This window comes from Limibacterium fermenti (genome assembly GCF_041902845.1).
Classification (GTDB): domain Bacteria; phylum Bacteroidota; class Bacteroidia; order Bacteroidales; family Dysgonomonadaceae; genus Limibacterium; species Limibacterium fermenti.
In genome coordinates, this window is record NZ_CP159486.1 from 2,787,859 (window position 1) to 2,804,798 (window position 16,940).

The 16,940-nt window shown below is 44.2% G+C and carries 11 protein-coding genes; all 11 read right to left on the minus strand.

Features of this window, described 5'->3' with window-relative positions; all coding sequences use genetic code 11:
* Window positions 1-59: 59 nt before the first annotated feature.
* Window positions 60-2,768, minus strand: coding sequence for a glycoside hydrolase family 78 protein (locus ABNK31_RS12145; RefSeq protein ID WP_418892771.1), 2,709 nt, complete (start codon window positions 2,766-2,768; stop codon window positions 60-62).
* Window positions 2,769-2,900: 132 nt separating this feature from the next.
* Window positions 2,901-3,173 carry a Txe/YoeB family addiction module toxin gene (locus tag ABNK31_RS12150; protein WP_418892772.1) on the minus strand — a complete coding sequence of 91 codons (273 nt, stop codon included), beginning with the start codon at window positions 3,171-3,173 and terminating at the stop codon, window positions 2,901-2,903.
* Complete coding sequence (locus ABNK31_RS12155) at window positions 3,161-3,436, minus strand: type II toxin-antitoxin system Phd/YefM family antitoxin (protein WP_418892773.1); 276 nt, start codon at window positions 3,434-3,436, stop codon at window positions 3,161-3,163. Before ABNK31_RS12155 ends, ABNK31_RS12150 begins: the two co-directional genes overlap by 13 nt.
* Window positions 3,437-3,622: 186 nt before the next feature.
* Window positions 3,623-4,972, minus strand: coding sequence for a Gfo/Idh/MocA family protein (locus tag ABNK31_RS12160; RefSeq protein ID WP_418892774.1), 1,350 nt, complete (start codon window positions 4,970-4,972; stop codon window positions 3,623-3,625).
* Between the two features lie 100 nt (window positions 4,973-5,072).
* Window positions 5,073-6,608 carry a glycoside hydrolase family 43 protein gene (locus ABNK31_RS12165; RefSeq protein WP_418892775.1) on the minus strand — a complete coding sequence of 512 codons (1,536 nt, stop codon included), beginning with the start codon at window positions 6,606-6,608 and terminating at the stop codon, window positions 5,073-5,075.
* Between the two features lie 160 nt (window positions 6,609-6,768).
* Window positions 6,769-7,824 (minus strand): Ig-like domain-containing protein, encoded by a 1,056-nt coding sequence (locus ABNK31_RS12170; protein WP_418892776.1) that lies wholly within the window; start codon window positions 7,822-7,824, stop codon window positions 6,769-6,771.
* 24 nt (window positions 7,825-7,848) lie between these two features.
* Window positions 7,849-8,823, minus strand: a complete 975-nt coding sequence (locus ABNK31_RS12175; protein ID WP_418892777.1) for a BT_3044 domain-containing protein — start codon at window positions 8,821-8,823, stop codon at window positions 7,849-7,851.
* Window positions 8,824-8,865: 42 nt separating this feature from the next.
* Window positions 8,866-10,860 (minus strand): RagB/SusD family nutrient uptake outer membrane protein, encoded by a 1,995-nt coding sequence (locus ABNK31_RS12180; protein WP_418892778.1) that lies wholly within the window; start codon window positions 10,858-10,860, stop codon window positions 8,866-8,868.
* A gap of 11 nt (window positions 10,861-10,871) precedes the next feature.
* Window positions 10,872-13,982, minus strand: coding sequence for a SusC/RagA family TonB-linked outer membrane protein (locus ABNK31_RS12185; RefSeq protein WP_418892779.1), 3,111 nt, complete (start codon window positions 13,980-13,982; stop codon window positions 10,872-10,874).
* Window positions 13,983-14,009: 27 nt separating this feature from the next.
* On the minus strand, window positions 14,010-15,335 hold the full coding sequence (locus ABNK31_RS12190; RefSeq protein WP_418892780.1) for an IPT/TIG domain-containing protein: 1,326 nt from the start codon (window positions 15,333-15,335) through the stop codon (window positions 14,010-14,012).
* 181 nt (window positions 15,336-15,516) lie between these two features.
* A complete protein-coding gene (locus ABNK31_RS12195; protein WP_418892781.1) occupies window positions 15,517-16,143 on the minus strand; it encodes a DUF6261 family protein in 627 nt (208 codons plus the stop codon).
* Window positions 16,144-16,940 lie beyond the last annotated feature (797 nt).

The following is a 16,940-nucleotide window of genomic DNA, read 5'->3' on the forward strand; positions in this document are numbered from 1 at the left end:
TAAGCCTCTCTTTTAACTATCGCGAAGCACTATCTTTCTTTATCGCCGCAGGCCTATTTCTATCTGATTTCAAACACATATTCTCCCGCTTTCAACGCAAGAACAGTCGCGCCGTCGCCTGATTGATTTGCTTCTATCAACGGATTTTCCCGGAGTGCCCGATTATTTTCCGTGATCCGTTTTCCGTTTAAATACAAGAGAGCGGAGCTATTGGCCGGCACGGAAACCTTATATTCAACGACTTTCCCTTTTTTCTTCCATGAAGAGACAATGCGGCCGTAAGGTCCTTCGTGCGAAGCCTCGAAATAGTCGAGACCGGTAACAAAGTTGGGCTTCAATATCACCCGTTTAAAACCGGGATGCTCTTCATCGGGAAATATACCGCCCAATCCTTTATAATACCACGCATTAATTTCCCCGAACATGATATGGTTCATCGAGATATCGTTTGCGGCATGAATATCCCAGTTCTCGTAAAAAGTCGTGGCGCCGTTGGCAATCCACCACCCCCACGAAGGGTATGTTTCCTGCGAGGCCACTTCCCACGCCAGTTGCGGATAACCGTTTTCGCTCAATGCGTTGAGAATGGTTTTGGTTCCCAACAAGCCCACATCGATATGCCTGTTATCGGCTTCTACCCGTTTGGCAAGATTCGCCGCCACCTTTTCTTCCAATCCGGGCGGAACCAGCCCCCAATGCAACGCCACGCTTTGCTCCGTTTGCAGTCCGCTCCCATACACACCCGTTTCATTATTAAGATACTTGTCATTTATCGCCTTCCGTATCTTTCCGGCCAGCGTAGAGTACTTTTCAAAATCAGCTTGCTTACCGAAAATCTTCGCCGCTTTGGCAAGTATCAGCGCATCCACATAAAAATAAGTAGAAGAGGTAAATTCTTTTGGCGACTGCGATTTCACGGGCACCCAATCGCCCAGTCCCCAATCGGTCAATCCCGAAGGATAAGATTCGTCGATATGGTCGACATAGCGTTTGATATTGTCGTAACAGCGTTCCAATAATCTCGAATCCCCGTAAAACAGATAGATATTCCAGGGAATGATGGCGATGGTGCTTGTCCAGTCGGGCCCGTTGCCCCATTCATACCCCCATCCGTTGGAAGGAATGATGGACGGCAGTACCCCGTTGGGTTGCTGTTCATCGCGATGGTCGGCCAGCCATTTCTCATATACCGTGATTCCGTCGAAGCTATACAATCCCGTTTCAATGGCGATATGCGCATCGCCCGTCCATCCGTTTTTCTCGCGCTGCGGGCAATCGGTAGGGTAACCGAATAAATTGGAGAGATACGCAGCATTTCCAGCCTGCCATATTTTATTCAATGTTTCGTTCGATGAATGAATGTTGCCCGATGCCGGCACATCGCTATGCATGAAATAGGCGGTAAGATTTTCTTTTGATAGCTCCAACGGCCGATCGGAAGTGACTTCCACATATTGGAATCCTTTATAATTAAACCGCGGCATGAATTCATCCTCTCCTTTTCCGCTCAGGATAAAAATATCCGTCTGAAAAGGATCGCTATCATCGGTCGGACGGTAATGCTGGTCGATATTCGACATATCGAGGCGCCCTATCGAATCAAGGCGCTCCCCGTGTTCCAGGCGGATTACCGTCCCCTCTTCACCCGCGACTTTTATCCGGGTCACTCCGGCAATGTTTCTACCGAAATCGAACAGCCAGGTACGGTCGTTGATGCGTTTCATTTCTTTTGCGGGAATCTCCTGCGTGTGGCGGATGGGATGCAACGCTTGTGCCGTAATTTGTCGCGAAGGCGCGGCGCGATTTAAAACATCTTTCCATTGTTTGTCATCGAAATCGGGACTGCTCCATCCTTTATTTTCCAACCGGGCATCGTAGTGTTCGGCCGTATAAATACTGTTGAAAACAAGCGGTCCGAAAGAAGTGCGCCAACTCTTATCCGTGACGATTGTTTCGGTAGAACCGTCCTCATACGTGATATGTACATCCAGGCAAAAGGCAGGGCGGTTACGCCACGGTGCACGGTCGAAAAACCACACCGCCGTAGATTGATGGTTGTACCATCCGTTACCCAATACCACGCCAATGGCATTTTCGCCCCTCTTTATCTGCGCGGTCACATCATACGTAACATATAAATTACGCCGGTCGTATCGTGTATACATAGGATCGAGGCGATGATCCCCCACTCTTTCTCCGTTAATATACAACTCGTACAAGCCGGCTACCGCGATATACGCGCGCGCCGAACGAATCGCCTTGCCTGCGCGGAATTCTTTCCGGAAGTAAGGCGCTTGTTTCACCTGAATGCTGTTTCCGTCGAAACCGTTTCCGTCGCTAATCCAACTGCCCTTCCAACCGGAGGGATACATGATTCCGGTTTCAAAAAACGCCGGTTGCGACCAGTCCGACCATTGTCCTTCGTCATTCAAAACCCGTACACTCCAAAAATATCGGGTAAAAGGTAACAACTCCGGCCCTTCATATACCGCCGGAATAACGGAGGATTCGACTATATCGGATTTCCAACTATTCCCCTGTCCGCCGGCGACCTCTTGTTGATCCCTCCCGACCGACAACTGATAGGCTGTTTGAGACATCCCGGACTTTTCTGATGTTAATTGCCACGTAAACCGCGGCCGGGCTTCATCAATACCCAATGGATTGTCGAGATATTCACATCTCAGGTTATTGACTGTTACCTGGCTCTTCCCCTGAAGTCCATTTAGCATTAAAACAATTGAAAGTAAAAGGATTGTCCGATTCATTTTATGTCTATTCTTATTTATATTTTTCCACCTCTCAGATTTTACGGCATAAAAGTAGCAAATAGATTTCTTCTTTATACTTTGAAATATGATTTTAAGACTATTGTTTTTGACATTTCAGAAACGGTGAATCTATTTATCACTATAATGTTCAGCTGAAGAAAGGACTAAAACAAGTAATCTATCTTCTTCGACAGTATAAACAAGCCTATGTTTGTGGGTTATTCTTCTCGACCATTGTCCTGTTTTATCATTGGAAAGACGTTTAGGTTTTCCTGTGCCGGTGTAAGGATGTTCTTTCAATTCATCGATAAGGCTTTCAAGTTTTTTGTAAGCGCCGACTTCTGATTTTTTCAGTTTAAGAACATCTTTAATAGCAGTCGGAGTAAAAATCACATGATACATTTCTCCACTCGCTTAAGGAAATCGTCCAAGGTTTCATTTTGTTTCATCTCATAGGTTTTTCCATCTTTTGCTTCTTGAACCGACCTGTCGATTTTTTCGAGCATTTCGGGAGTAAAATCCAAATCGTCATCCTCAATCGGAGTAAGCGTATATGCTCTCTTTCGACCCCGTTTAATAACAACTTTTTCTCCCTTATCCGCCAAATCAAATAAGGATGCAAGTCTCTCTCTAAATTCTCTTGAAGTCACTTGGATAATAGCCATAATTTTTAATTTAATCGTGTACCTTTTTGCGTACAAAGATAAATATAAAAAAGACAATAACAAACAGCCTATGTATGAATGCGTCCGACACTCTAAAAAAATCTACCGTTTATTTAAACACCTCCTTAACCGCTTCAAAATATCCGTATCCAAATACATTACAAGGTTGTAAATAGCTTGTTTCTGTCATTCTATTTGAAGTTTTTGAGCATCCCATTTAATCACCTCATTCAGCAAGTAACTTTCGGAACTTAATAAAGCCGGGGCAGCTGAACGCACTGCAAAAATGGCATCCGCAATCAAAGGTAAGCCATTGCGTATGCTATTGATGAAATTAAAATGGTGATCATAATGCCCTCCCCTATACCCATTTTCCACGTGAAAAACAAATTCACGCGCAGATATTTTTTCAACAACACTCACTTCACTAAACTGCTTTAACACGTCAAAATGATTCACATTTGCATCATAGGTCGTTTTTAATATAACTCTATCCCATCCGACCTCCAACGAGCCGTTAGAACCTATAATTGTAAAATCGACGCTCCCCCATTTTTTCGATATGCCATCCACATAATTAGCGCCTAGTTGCAACGTAAAAGAACCTAGAGCATTTCTGTCGGGATAATCAAAATATCCCAACATGATATCCGGCGTATCACGTGAGCCATCAGTATAATGACGTATGCCTCCCGTGCTGTAGACTTTTCCGGGTCCGATCGCATCCATGATATAATGCACGCTTGCCAATACATGAACAAATAAATCTCCGGCGATACCGGTTCCATAGTCCATCCAGTTACGCCACGCAAAAAAACGTTGAGCGTCGAATGGCCGTTTAGGTGCATTTCCTAAAAATCGATCCCACCAGATTGTTTTTTCATTTGCATCATCTGGCGCCTTATAAGCATGCAGTTTGCCGGGCGCTGCAGTAAATTGCCCGTTTATAAAATTCACCGGTCCAATTATTCCCTGATGAATTAATAATCGCGCAGCCCTATTTCCCCATGATGACATTCCCTGGTTACCCGCTTGAAATAGTACTTTGTTTTTTTTCTGTGCCTGAATCAAGGTTTTGCCTTCCTTTAATTTATGAATTACCGGCTTTTCGCAATATACATGTTTACCGGCATCCATCGCTTCAATGGCTATCGATTGGTGCCAATGATCGGGAGTCGCTATAATGACTGCATCTATATCTTTTCGTGAAAGAATTTCTTTATAATCTTTCGTAATAAAGAGGTCATTACCCCACTGTCGTTTAGCATCTTCCAATCGCCGATCGTACAGATCGCAAACACCGATTAATTTTACACCGCCGAGTGACAAGGAAGTATTCGCATCTGCAGTACCCATTTCCCCTTTACCTATTAGGGCGATATTGATAAATGAATTCGCAGACAAGCTCCTTCTACCCTTTTGAGCGGATATAGAATCTGCTGCGGATAAAACCGACGGAATAAATGGTAAAGTTGCCGTTCCGACTGCTATTTTCTTTAAAAAACTTCTTCTGTTCTGTTTATACAATCCATTCATAATCAATTTTATAATATTAACATTACCGTCTCTTTCTTATCGGGACTTTATCTCTAAGCGTAACTATCGGGTTTGAATCGCGTCGACATCTGTTCATATTTTATGGAAACAATGCTTTTAAATGCCTGAAAGATTCTTTCTTTATAGGGACTACATCTTCTTTGGAATCCGATTTTACGAAATCGACATCCACGATGCCCGTTTTCCGCGGTTGCACTTGACTGTTGGAAGCATGTACATGAAAAACATATTTGTAGTTACCGTTTTTATCCCGGAATAAATCGCCATGCCCTGATCCATTATACCCTATTTTAAGTCGATCGATTATCGGGTTCCCTCCGTATTTCGTCCAAGGGCCTGTTGGCGAAGCGCTGGTTGCATAACCTACGGAATAATGGATATTTCCAAAATAATTGGCCGAATAAAAAAGATAGTATAAATTTTGATGTTTTATAACCGTAGGGCCTTCCGTAACGGATTGATTCGGATTAGCTTTTTCCCATCCGCTTTCAGCTTCAACACATAATAGAGGATCGGTCTTTATATCCGAAAGATCGCTCTCGAGTTCGGCAACATATATCTTATAAGGCTTATTGACTTCAAATCTCACGTAATACAGATAGGGTTTTCCACTGTCGTCTATAAATAGATAAGGATCGATTTGTGTAGTTGTCCCGGATATTTTGCGAAAGGGAGATGATTGTGTAAAAGGCCCCAAAGGTGAATCGCTATTGGCTATCGCAATTTGTTCATTTGCAGCGTAAGCCATGTAGAGGCTATTTTTATATTTAAAGACTTGAGGCGCCCAAAACCAATCCGTGCCGAATGTTTCACCGCTTTTTAAAGCATAACCCTCCCTTACTCCGGCCGGCCCCTTCCATTCCTGCAAATCGGTTGAAGAGTATACCAAAAATCCCTTGTCGCCACCAGTACCATATAAATAATAGGTATCGTTATATAAGAAGATAGTGGGGTCAGCCAATTCGATATCGGCATATTTTTTTGCAGTTGTAAAGCGAATTTTTTCCAAATAGGTCGTTTTACCTCCCTTGTCTATTACATACGGAAGGATATTATATTGGGTATTCCGTTTTAAATCTGAAAAAAGAATATCCGCGTCTAAAAACTCCTTTTTCACAGGATCATTTTTACTGACTTCCGTTTCGCTATAATGGAAGCCCCATTCCTTCAGTTTATTGACACCGGTAAACGAAATCACTGCCGAATTACTGGTAATGCTCTCCGGATCAACGGTTGCAGTATAAACAAAAGCCGATAAAGTGGTAAAGCTTTTTTCTTCTCCGTATTGAACTGCGCCGTCATCGACATACGCGCGGTAACGATACGTTTTGTCCGGGGTCAATCCGACGAACTCAACTCCGAAATGATCTCCCGAAGAGATGGTTCGAGGATGTTTTTCATACCCGTTTCCGTCATCCAGTTCTATCCCGTATTGAGAGATTGTGCCGGTTCCCTTATCCGTAATCTTGCCTTTACACATGCCCGTTATATCACTTATTTGCTCCACTTCAAGCGTTTCGACCTGTGCCGGGCAATTCTCAGGCGCTTTATTATCACGGCACGACAAGAAAAAAAATAGCACCAATAAAAAGATAAGCACGCTGTTATTTTTCATTTGTAATGTTATAAAATAAATATGATTATCCGCTACTTGTCATAGAGGCTAAAGACCTCCCCACCCCGATATTATAGCGAATCGGGATACGTGTTAAAAATATATCTCTAACCGATATAACATATCACGGATAATCATAAAAGCAGATACTATGTACTCCCTATTTTTTGGTAAACTTCAAAATCCGGACATTATGCCCTCCCCCGAAATAATATTTAATCTTATGCCTTCCTTCCGTCAATGATAGAGTCAGCTTATCCTGTGGGGAAGAAATCCATTTATAATTACCCCAACCGCCCGTATCGGGAACAGAGATGGGACCGGTCGCATCTACACCATCAACTTCAAGATGAAAACTTCCGTTACCGCCAACAGCCGCAAATACCTCTACGCCGTATTCACCCGCATCTTGCACTTCCACAGTATATAACAACCATTCTCCTTCACCGGTATAACCGACGTTATCACCATTTCCCTCAATATCGACAGAAGCGCTTTGGTCATCGCCATTGTTCGCACGATAGTTATTATTCGTTCGGTTTTCCTTGTCATTATCGTGAAAAGCATATCCGTCACCACCTAAATCGAAATTCGCGGCCGGTAATTCATACGCTGCCGATGCGGAAAGGACATGAGGGTCTTTAAACGAACGCGTAAAAGCTACATCCACCGATATTTTTTTCTCTATATCGCCTATGCGATAAACAATATTGGTTAAACCTTCACTTACAACTGTAATTTCACCTCCTTCGTTTACAGTGGCCACATTCTGATTTTCCGAATGCCAGGAATAAGGCGGCATATCGTTCGCGTTTTCCGGCACAAACGTCACGTCGACGGTTTTCTTGTTTCCAGGGAGAAGTTCGAGGGATTCGTCGCTCAGAACTACATCTTGAAGCGGAATCCTCACCACAGCCGTAATTGGCACTTTTGTACTGACACCTGCTCCGGAAGCAATAATACTGGTCGAGCCGGCGCCGACGGCTTCCACTAATCCGCCCGATGTAACGGTAGCCACCGCAAGGTCTTCACTCGTCCAATGATAGGTTCCTTCAGTAGGGCTGGCAGTAAGTTGAAACCGGTCGCCTACGAAAATTGACAGAGATTTTCTATTTACATAGATACTGTTTTCTTCAACCGGTTTATCGTAGTCGCCACAACCGATAAAACCCATTAAAAGCGACCCCAAAATCAATATTATACATTTATTTTTCATATTTGATTCAATTTTATTTTGTTCTTACTCCATTCTTTTCAACGTCTCCTTTATCGTGATCCAGTTATCCCAAACCTCAGGAGTAGTCGTGGTAGCACGACTTTTCAAGGTGCGGTAACGATAATACAGGTAAAACCGCTTGACGATTTTAGTGTCTGCATACGTTTTCGCCTCTTCATATCTATTCCATTCCTCTCCCCCGTCGAGTTGCTCGATTTGTATCGTCCCATAAGGAGTGATCCGTACCTGATTCTTTTCATCTATCGTAAGAATAATCGAATATTTTTGAATATCCTGAACGGTGGCCGTTTTGATGGTTTGGGTATTGCTTCCGGCATACAAGCGAACGGAATTTTTTGTCAACGGACGAACCAGTTTAGAGGTGGAGACGCCCAGATTATTTCCATCCTCGCTTAACACGTTACCTTTCAACTGATAATACGTATCGTTGAGCTGCTCGGCATAATCATTCTTTATCGTAACACGAAACAGTACAGCCGATTTTTCTTTATTGACCTCGTACTTGGATGTACTTTTAATGGAGAGCGGTATAAAGTAGATCGAATCGGGCGACAATCCTCCTATTTGGACCGTAATGGGCACCTTTACGTATTGGTCGGGATTGTTCGCCGGAAATACCACACGAGTCGTCCCAAGCTGGAACTTTTCCTCCGGCAGGAGGCGGGCGTATTTGGAATAATCGATATCGAAATTCGACCGATTGTATTTGTCGAACAAGACTTCATCCGGCTCCAGTTCAACGATAAATTCATCCGGATTGGATAAGGATCCTCCGCAGCCGACGGATAAGTACGAAGTAATGGCTCCTTCTTCCGTAATGGCCTCCAGGTCATATTCCGCCGAAAACACATTATCCGTATTTTCACTCAACAGGTAAATCATATATTTATAATGTTCTCTTACCGAAAAATCCTCTTCATTGCACGCTGTCAGGCAAAAAAGCAGAAAAGCAGAGAAAAAGCATATATTTTTTTTCATACATTTAGTTTTTAATTATTTTTTTATACTCCATGTCCGCGTTTAATCTTCCCAGCCCGGATTCTGATCCAAATCCGGAACTTTTCTTATCTCATCCAAAGAGATCGGCAAGAAAATCAGTTTTTTATCCACAATCCTATTCCGCGCTTTTGAATGGTTCAAGTGTACCCGATAATAGAAGCTCTCCTTGCCGGCATCGGTGTCCATGCCCTTGAAAGGTTCATTTTCCGTTTCTTCATAAATACCCCAGCGGCGCACATCATAATACCGCCTGTTCTCGAACAAGAACTCGATCATCCGTTCCCGTTCGATCAGTTTTTGTACTGTTTCGGGCGAAGCGAGTTCCGCCTCGGTTAACCCAGGCAAGCCGGCACGAAAGCGCACCTGGTTGAAAGCGGAACGTATTTCTTCCACATCTCGAGTAAAAGTATATTCGTTTCCGCTTACCGTATCGGTCAACGTATAACTCGTCGTCAGGTTATTCAACGCTTCGGCGTAGGAAAGCAGTATTTCCGCATAACGGATGATAGGGAAAGGTTTATCGATACGGGCGGCTCCTTCCCCCGCCCATGCATCGTCGGGATGAATATACTTGCGCAGTACATAGCCCGTAATAGGATAATTATCGACATTCCCCTGATTGCTTTCTTTTCCCCCGTTGCCATCCTTGTAATATGTTACGACAATATTCTTCCTGGCCGTTTCGGAAGTGGTGCTTGCCGTCCAGAAACATTCGCTGAAACCAATACTGGCATAAAAACGCATTTCCCTGTTAACATACATCTTATTGATTGAATTTTTAAGAAGATATCCGGAAAATGTTTTATCGCTTCCGCCCATAAATCCTTCTTCCGAATACGGATATTCCAGGCTCGAATTGCCTATGTCACGCCCGTCCGCCATATAATAGGCATCTATTACTTTCTGGGTTACTCCCATTCCGTTCCAACCGCCCATAATTGCGACGGGAAATGAATGTCGCGTATAATCCAAAACATTTCCGGACATTCTCCCCCAAACAAACTCCTTATTCTGGGACCCGAGCGATTCGCCATTGAACATATAGGAATACGAACGGAACGGATCGATACCGCCGGCTCCGTCGGGAAACGGTGCGGACGGTACATTAGCGGGTAGCGGGGGAGTATCTCCCTGCTTCTCGATCGTATGCAGTTTGTAAATGCCCATATCCATGACCCGCTTTGCAGCAAGAGCGGCCAAAGCCCATTTCTTCTCGTCATACGTTTGAGAAATATATTGCGCGCCGTCGGTTTTACGCTTCCAGTCGCCAAAATAAATCCGGGCAGCACTTTGTCCGTTATACAAAGGACTGGCGGCTTGCAGGCGTAACCGCGATATCAATCCGTAGGCAGCGCCTTTGGTAGGCCGCCCAAAAAAATTGATCGCTACTTCCACGGGGAGGTATTGAGCCGCTTTTTCCAATTCCCCGCAAATATATTCGATACACTCGTCGTACGTGGCCCTGTGGGTATTATAATATTCCGGCCCTTCATTATTTTCCAGTACGTTATCACCCAAAAGAATGGCTGGCCCATACTGCATAAGCAAGTGATAATAAGCGTAGGCGCGCATAAAATAGACATAGCCCAACAAGTCTCTCTTGTCCGTCGCGGTCATGTCTTGGGCTTCGTCCATACGCGCCAGAATGGTATTCGATTTACGAATAATCTGGTACATTCCTCCCCAAATATCCATGCCGTACAGATTGTTCGGTTTCACCTCTCCTAGAACGAAAGCCATTCCATGAAATTCACCGGTACCGAAAAGAGTAAAACCTTCATCCGTCGCAAAAGGGCCTGGTGTATAATTGTTTCCAAAAATTCTTCCTTCATCGGGAAAATAGGCCGCCGTTCCCCACACATATTTTTCCAGGTTCCGCTTATTACTGAAAATGGAATCCTGCTGAAGCGTTTCATTGAAGAAATAATCATCCGTATCCAAAAAATCACATGATTGGAAAAGCGGAAAGAAAGCGAGCAAAAACAAAACAGTTAAGTATATTATTCTATTATTCATATCTATATAAGTTAGAAATTAAGATAAACCTGAAACGTTAAGCGGGCAGGAATAGGATAGGCGCGTCCGTTTTGATGTGCCTGTTCCGGATCCCACAGATCGACCTGATCCCATACATATAAATTATTGCCTACGACTTGCAAATCTATGGAAGTGAGCCCTAAAGCCTGAAAGGCTTTATTTTTCCAATTATAATTGAGGGTAATTTCCTGCAGGCGGAGGTATTTGCTATTGCCCTTCCAAAAAGTGGATAGCTGCGAATTGTTTGCATTATACCCATACGAAAGACGCGGAAAACGGGCATTCGGATTTTCCGTTGCAAGGTCTCCCGAGTAGGATGCGGGTGTCCAGTGGTTTTTGGGATCGGCAAGGATGGTCAAGACATTTCCGGCTTCCTGTCCATGAAACGGGGTATATCCAATACCGTTCGTTTGCCAGCTATATCCGTCCCAGTAGGTATATCCCACGTGAAAGAAGTCGGTATCGCCCGTTCCTTTAAAAAGAATGCCGACCGTGAGGTCCTTGTAACGAAAATCGGCGCCGAAACCATACATTAAACGGGGATACGTCGGATAAGACAAAACAACCTGGTCGTCCGTGTTAATTTGTCCGTCGCCGTTCACATCCTTATATTTGATATCTCCGGGCATCACCTTAAACCCGCCGAAACTTTGCTTGGGACTGCTCTTCACATCCTGTTCATCCTTGAACAGGCCGCTTGCGATATATCCTCTGATGACATTCACCGGGAAATTGGAATATCGCTGGTAGTTATATTTCGGGTAGGCCTGCTCCCAATTCTCTATTTCATTGGTAGAATAGGTAAAGTTTCCCCGCAAGGTAAGCGAGAGGTCTTTCCTGAAGTCATGGGTATAGGAAATATTGCCGTCGGACCCCCAACTCTTCATTTTTCCCACGTTGCCGTAAGGTAAATTAACCAATCCTACATAGTTGGGGATTTGTGCCCGTTGTTGGAAAATCCCGTCGCGCCGGTCCTGGAAAAAGTCGAGGACGAAAGAGACTTTTTCATGAAACAGCCGCCCCTCTATCCCGATATCGGATTTGATGGATTTTTCCCACATCAGGTTGTCGGCGCCTATAACGGTTTCCTGTATACCGCCTTCGGTGCCGCCCCAGCCGGCGGGAGCGTTTTCATTAATACGGGTGATATAGGGAAAGCGGGTTCCCGAAATTTGGTCATTTCCCACAGAACCGTGCGAAGCCCGTATCTTAAAGAAATTCAACCACGACAAGTGGTCTTTCATCCATTTGTAATTCGTGGGTACCCAACCTCCGGCAATAGAAGGGAAGAACCCGAAACGGCGCCCGGCCTGGAAGTTTTCCGAACCGGTATAGCCGAAGTTTACATCCAGCAGATACGTATCCTTATAACCATACGTCATCCGGCTCGAAATCCCCTGGTATCGCTTGGGAGCAGCGGCAAGGTTCCAGTCGACACCCGTGATATCCTGGGTTTTCTTGGAATCGCTCATATAATAGTACACCAATGCCGAAAGGCGGTGATCTTCCCGAATGATTTTTTCATAATTCAAGGTCGATTCAAAATGGTATTTCCGGTATTGGTTCTGCCCATAACCATAGTTGGCCGCAATCTTATTCACCTTTTTGGCAATCTGTAGTTTTCCGTTCACGTCCCGTGAAGAAGCATAATATAATTCGGGAAGCACATACCGCCGTTCCGAAAACCAACTTTGCGTATCGAATGCGCCCTGCGCCCTTATCTTCAATCCCTTGGTGATAAATGACAAATCCTGGTTCAACGCCAGCGTAGCTTTGGCTAAATTCGACTCGTCGGAGGTAATTCCCGTATAATTGATCATGACATAAGGCGAATAATAATTACCTGCCCCCCATGCCGGCAGGTGGCCGGTTGAGTAAACCGTAGGGATCAGAAGCGGCGTCAGGTTCGACTGTGCTTGCCAAATATAATTCGTTGTGGCGATACCCGGCATCTTATTGCGGGTCAGGTAACCGTCCACACCAAAAAAGATCTTAGACGTTTTGGTTAGGTTGACATCCAGGTTCGTCCGATAAGAATACGTATTATAACCCATATCAACTTTATAGAGGCTGCTTTTATCCTGTTTATAAGCCGCCGTCTCATTCGACATCCCCAAGCTGAAAAAATAGGTCGCAATTTCACCGCCGCCTTGTGCGCTTAGGTAATAGGTTTTCTGGTAACTTACCGGATTTACGATTTCTTTTTGCCAGTCCACATCCGGAAACAGATCCTTATCCAAACCATATTGGATCGTTTGCATATCGCGTTCGGTGTAGAGAGGTTCGTCTTCCCGCACCACACGGGCTTCATTGGCTAATCGGGCATAATCATACGCATGCATATAATTGGGCATCTTTTGTAATTTGGCAATCGTATAGTTGACCCGCGCATTGATTTTCAATTTACCCGTAAAGCCACGTTTTGTATTTACCAGCACGACTCCGTTAGCTCCTCTGACCCCGTAAACGGCGGTTGCCGATGCATCCTTAAGGATGGAAAAGCTTTCTACATCTGCAGGGTCGATCGAGTTAAGATTGCCTTCCAACCCGTCTATAAGCACCAAAGCCGAACTGTTCGCTCCGAAAGTACTGATTCCGCGTATCCAAAATTCCGATATATTTTTACCCGGTTCCCCACTCGTTTGCATAGTAATTACCCCCGGCATACGCCCCCCGATTATATTCGCCATTGAGGTGGCCGGAACTTGCAACTCTTGCGCATCGATGCTGCTGATCGCGCCTACCGTACTGATTTTACGTTGTACGCTACCCAAAGCCGTCACCACCACTTCTTCAATGGCTGTCGTTTTTTCCTTTAAGATGATTATCAGGTCTTTTACTTCATTTTCCACTCTATATTCGAGATTATCATAGCCTATGAAACTAAAAACAATTATCTCCCCTTTCGAAGCCCGGATCGTAAACCGCCCTTCGACATCCGACAGGGTACCGAGCCCGGGACGGTCTTTTACATAAATACTGGTTCCGGGTAAGGGTTCACCCTTTTCCTCCTGAACGATCCCCGATACCGTTAAATTCTGCTGTGCATAAGCCGGAATTACCAGGCAAAGCGACAAACAAGCAATCAATATATTCTTCATAATTTATATAATTTATAGTTATCCAGCTTACTCCACCGCCAATTTACGAATACAATTGTTATTGTAATCGGCGATATAAATATTATAATCTTTATCGATCGCTACCCCTTTAGGGTAGTTGAACAAGGCGTCATCCGGATTTCCGTCCTGATAACCCGCCTTTCCGGCTATCCCGATCAGTGTAGAAACTCTTCCTTCCGGAGTAATCTGGCGAATACAATGGTTACCGGCATCCGCCAAAACGATATTATTGTTCACATCAAAAACCAATTGAACAGGACTGTTGAATAATGCTTCATCCGCTTTTCCGTCTTTCCATCCCGGTGTATTCTTTGATCCTGCAAATAACTTATGTTCTTTCGTCAGGATATCGAATGTGTAAATACAGTGCCGGCTGGGATAGGAAATATACAACATATTGGGATGAAGCGGATCGAATGAAAGAAAACCATCCGTATCGGGGTCGATACCATCAGCAACCAATTGTCCGACTCGTGTTTTCGGGTTGAACTTCACAATCTGTCCCCCGGCAGAACGGGTATAAATCATCCCGTCTAATTTGCACGCCGCAAAACCATGTTTCCAGTTAATTTTAAAATCTTTCATTCCCGCGGCTTGTTCTTCGGCCGACGGATGCAATATCTGCCTCCTCCGTACTCCCCATTGAGCGGCGGGGTCGAGCACATACAACACATCACCGCCGTCGCTGGGAAACATTACGACTTTACCCTCTGCATCGGTCGAAGGTGCTCCGGTAGCGTCGCCGCTATACATCTTGGTTACGGTCTGGTTTTGCTGGTTGATCATGACAATTTCATAGTTACCTCTCCAATGAGAAAGGAAAATATTGCCTTCGTTGTCTACAGTCAAGGTGGATGGATTCATGAATGTAGCCTCAGCAAACGAACCGGATTTCAATTCGTTGGTCCCTTTCTTCCCAACAAGGGTCGTTACCGTTGTTGAGATATGATAAACGAACTTTTCGGTAGCGGTAACAGAATCTTTCCCTACTACCACCGAAATCGTACAGGTATCGCCAGGCTGCCGAGGCGTTACGACCAGCGCTTTTCCTTTATCACAACCGATAATAGCCGCCGGTTTTTCGTTAAAATAAACCTTGATTTTGGAAGGATCGTTACCCAAATTACTACCCGAAATAATCAAGCGTGTAGCCATTCCTCCCTCCGAAGGAGAAAAAGACTCCAAAACGACCGGTTTATCAGGGTTATACTTATAGTCATCGTCCATATCGGAATCGCTCTTTCCGCAGGATAATATGATGAACATATATACGGACAAAACAATACAGATGCTACACAAGATGCGCACATACTTTAAATTGATGTTATTCATACATTTAGTTTTAAATTAGAAATTTATCGATATTTACTATTTAACTTAATAATCATACATTCGGACACATAAGAGAATAATCTTCACAATTTAAGCTACAAGACAAACCCACAGGTTTATCCCTACGCCCCCGCTTTTTCCTTATCTTCCTCTTCGTCCAAACGGGTTTTAAACTCCTTGATCAACTGGCCGAGCTGGGCATACAGGTCTTTCCATTCCGCCTAGTTGCGCATGGCCGATACCAACGCCAATATATTATACAAGGATTCTTCCAGTTCTTTCCGCAACACAGAAGCCGATCCGGCTTGACGCAATTCTGTGTCCCGGCTAGGGATTCGAAATTCGCCTGTGCTGTTTTCAGAGCGTTCAGTTCTTCCGTAAGTCCGAGGCGTGTAACCCGCACCAGGTTTTCTCCGGCCGATAGCTTTTCTACCAACTTGCGCATCATGGTGTTCTGGTCGGCATATTTCCGGCCTTCCATATCGCCCACTTCATCCAATACTTCCAGTAAGGCACGGGCATCATCGCTTTTAGACGATTCGAACCGGAGAAATCCTTTCAGCAACCGCCGGAATCCGCGGTAAGCATTATCCCGTTTCAAGTCGAGCGTTTCCACATCATCGCCCAACCCGCTATACACTTTTTTCACCACCACTTGTTGATAAATGGCGTTCTTTTTTCCCAGATCAGCTAATAAAGGATGGTCTTTCAGGATAGTCTCGACCAATGCTTTCAATAATAACAACACGCGTACGGCGAAATCACCCAGCGCCTTTGTTGATAATTTTGTAAGTGAAATCTTTAACATGACATTCTATTTTTAATTTTGTAAATGTTTTTCGAATGTATTGTGAATAAATACACATTTTCGCCGGACGGCAATGATAATCCTACAATCCCCGGCTACTATTTGCCCGCCGGCAGAAGTCTTCCGCGAATCTCCGACTAATGGTTGCCGGACGGCAAAAGACTTCCCTGAAATGCAGGGTAAGAAAAGAAGGATGGCAAACATCATCCCGGAGTTGCCAGCTAATGTCCGCACATTGGCGGAAATATCCTTTGAGTTTAGAGATAATAAAAGATGACCGGCGGAGGTTATCCCGGAATTCCGAGCTAATCGCCGCAGCTTGTCTTTATCACTAGTTATAAAACAGTGAGACTGATCGTTGTAAAAAAAATAATTTTGTAAAAGTCTGCAAGAGGAAACATGCAGGAAAGATAAAAAGAAGGAATGACAGAGATAGACTAAGTTAATATATGTAAATACCCCCCCCCCCCGTTATTTTAACCTTCGTTAACTGCGTCAACGGTCGGAGTTGAGAAAATATTATGTCTGTTCCTTGTATCATATTTTAATGGCAATAAAATTACATTGTCAAAACTTTGCAAATGTAGAGGAATCCATTGCGACAACAACTATAATTATTGATATTAAAACTAATATTTTTGACATTTAACATTGGAAAGAGGAAAAGCGAAAAGGCCAAGACAAAAGGCACGAAGATTACAGGGATAATCCTCAAAACATATCTATAATCCGACAAAATTAGAGTATGAAGCAGCATGATGACAGATTATGATTTAGCTAAAAAAGGTGCAACATCA

Excerpts from the sequence above, each read along its gene's own strand:
- ABNK31_RS12145 (WP_418892771.1), bottom strand. The coding sequence starts at position 2,768 with ATGAATCGGACAATCCTTTTACTTTCAATTGTTTTAATGCTAAATGGA.
- ABNK31_RS12150 (WP_418892772.1), bottom strand. The coding sequence starts at position 3,173 with ATGTATCATGTGATTTTTACTCCGACTGCTATTAAAGATGTTCTTAAA.
- ABNK31_RS12155 (WP_418892773.1), bottom strand. The coding sequence starts at position 3,436 with ATGGCTATTATCCAAGTGACTTCAAGAGAATTTAGAGAGAGACTTGCA.
- ABNK31_RS12160 (WP_418892774.1), bottom strand. The coding sequence starts at position 4,972 with ATGAATGGATTGTATAAACAGAACAGAAGAAGTTTTTTAAAGAAAATA.
- ABNK31_RS12165 (WP_418892775.1), bottom strand. The coding sequence starts at position 6,608 with ATGAAAAATAACAGCGTGCTTATCTTTTTATTGGTGCTATTTTTTTTC.
- ABNK31_RS12170 (WP_418892776.1), bottom strand. The coding sequence starts at position 7,824 with ATGAAAAATAAATGTATAATATTGATTTTGGGGTCGCTTTTAATGGGT.
- ABNK31_RS12175 (WP_418892777.1), bottom strand. The coding sequence starts at position 8,823 with ATGAAAAAAAATATATGCTTTTTCTCTGCTTTTCTGCTTTTTTGCCTG.
- ABNK31_RS12180 (WP_418892778.1), bottom strand. The coding sequence starts at position 10,860 with ATGAATAATAGAATAATATACTTAACTGTTTTGTTTTTGCTCGCTTTC.
- ABNK31_RS12185 (WP_418892779.1), bottom strand. The coding sequence starts at position 13,982 with ATGAAGAATATATTGATTGCTTGTTTGTCGCTTTGCCTGGTAATTCCG.
- ABNK31_RS12190 (WP_418892780.1), bottom strand. The coding sequence starts at position 15,335 with ATGAATAACATCAATTTAAAGTATGTGCGCATCTTGTGTAGCATCTGT.
- ABNK31_RS12195 (WP_418892781.1), bottom strand. The coding sequence starts at position 16,143 with ATGTTAAAGATTTCACTTACAAAATTATCAACAAAGGCGCTGGGTGAT.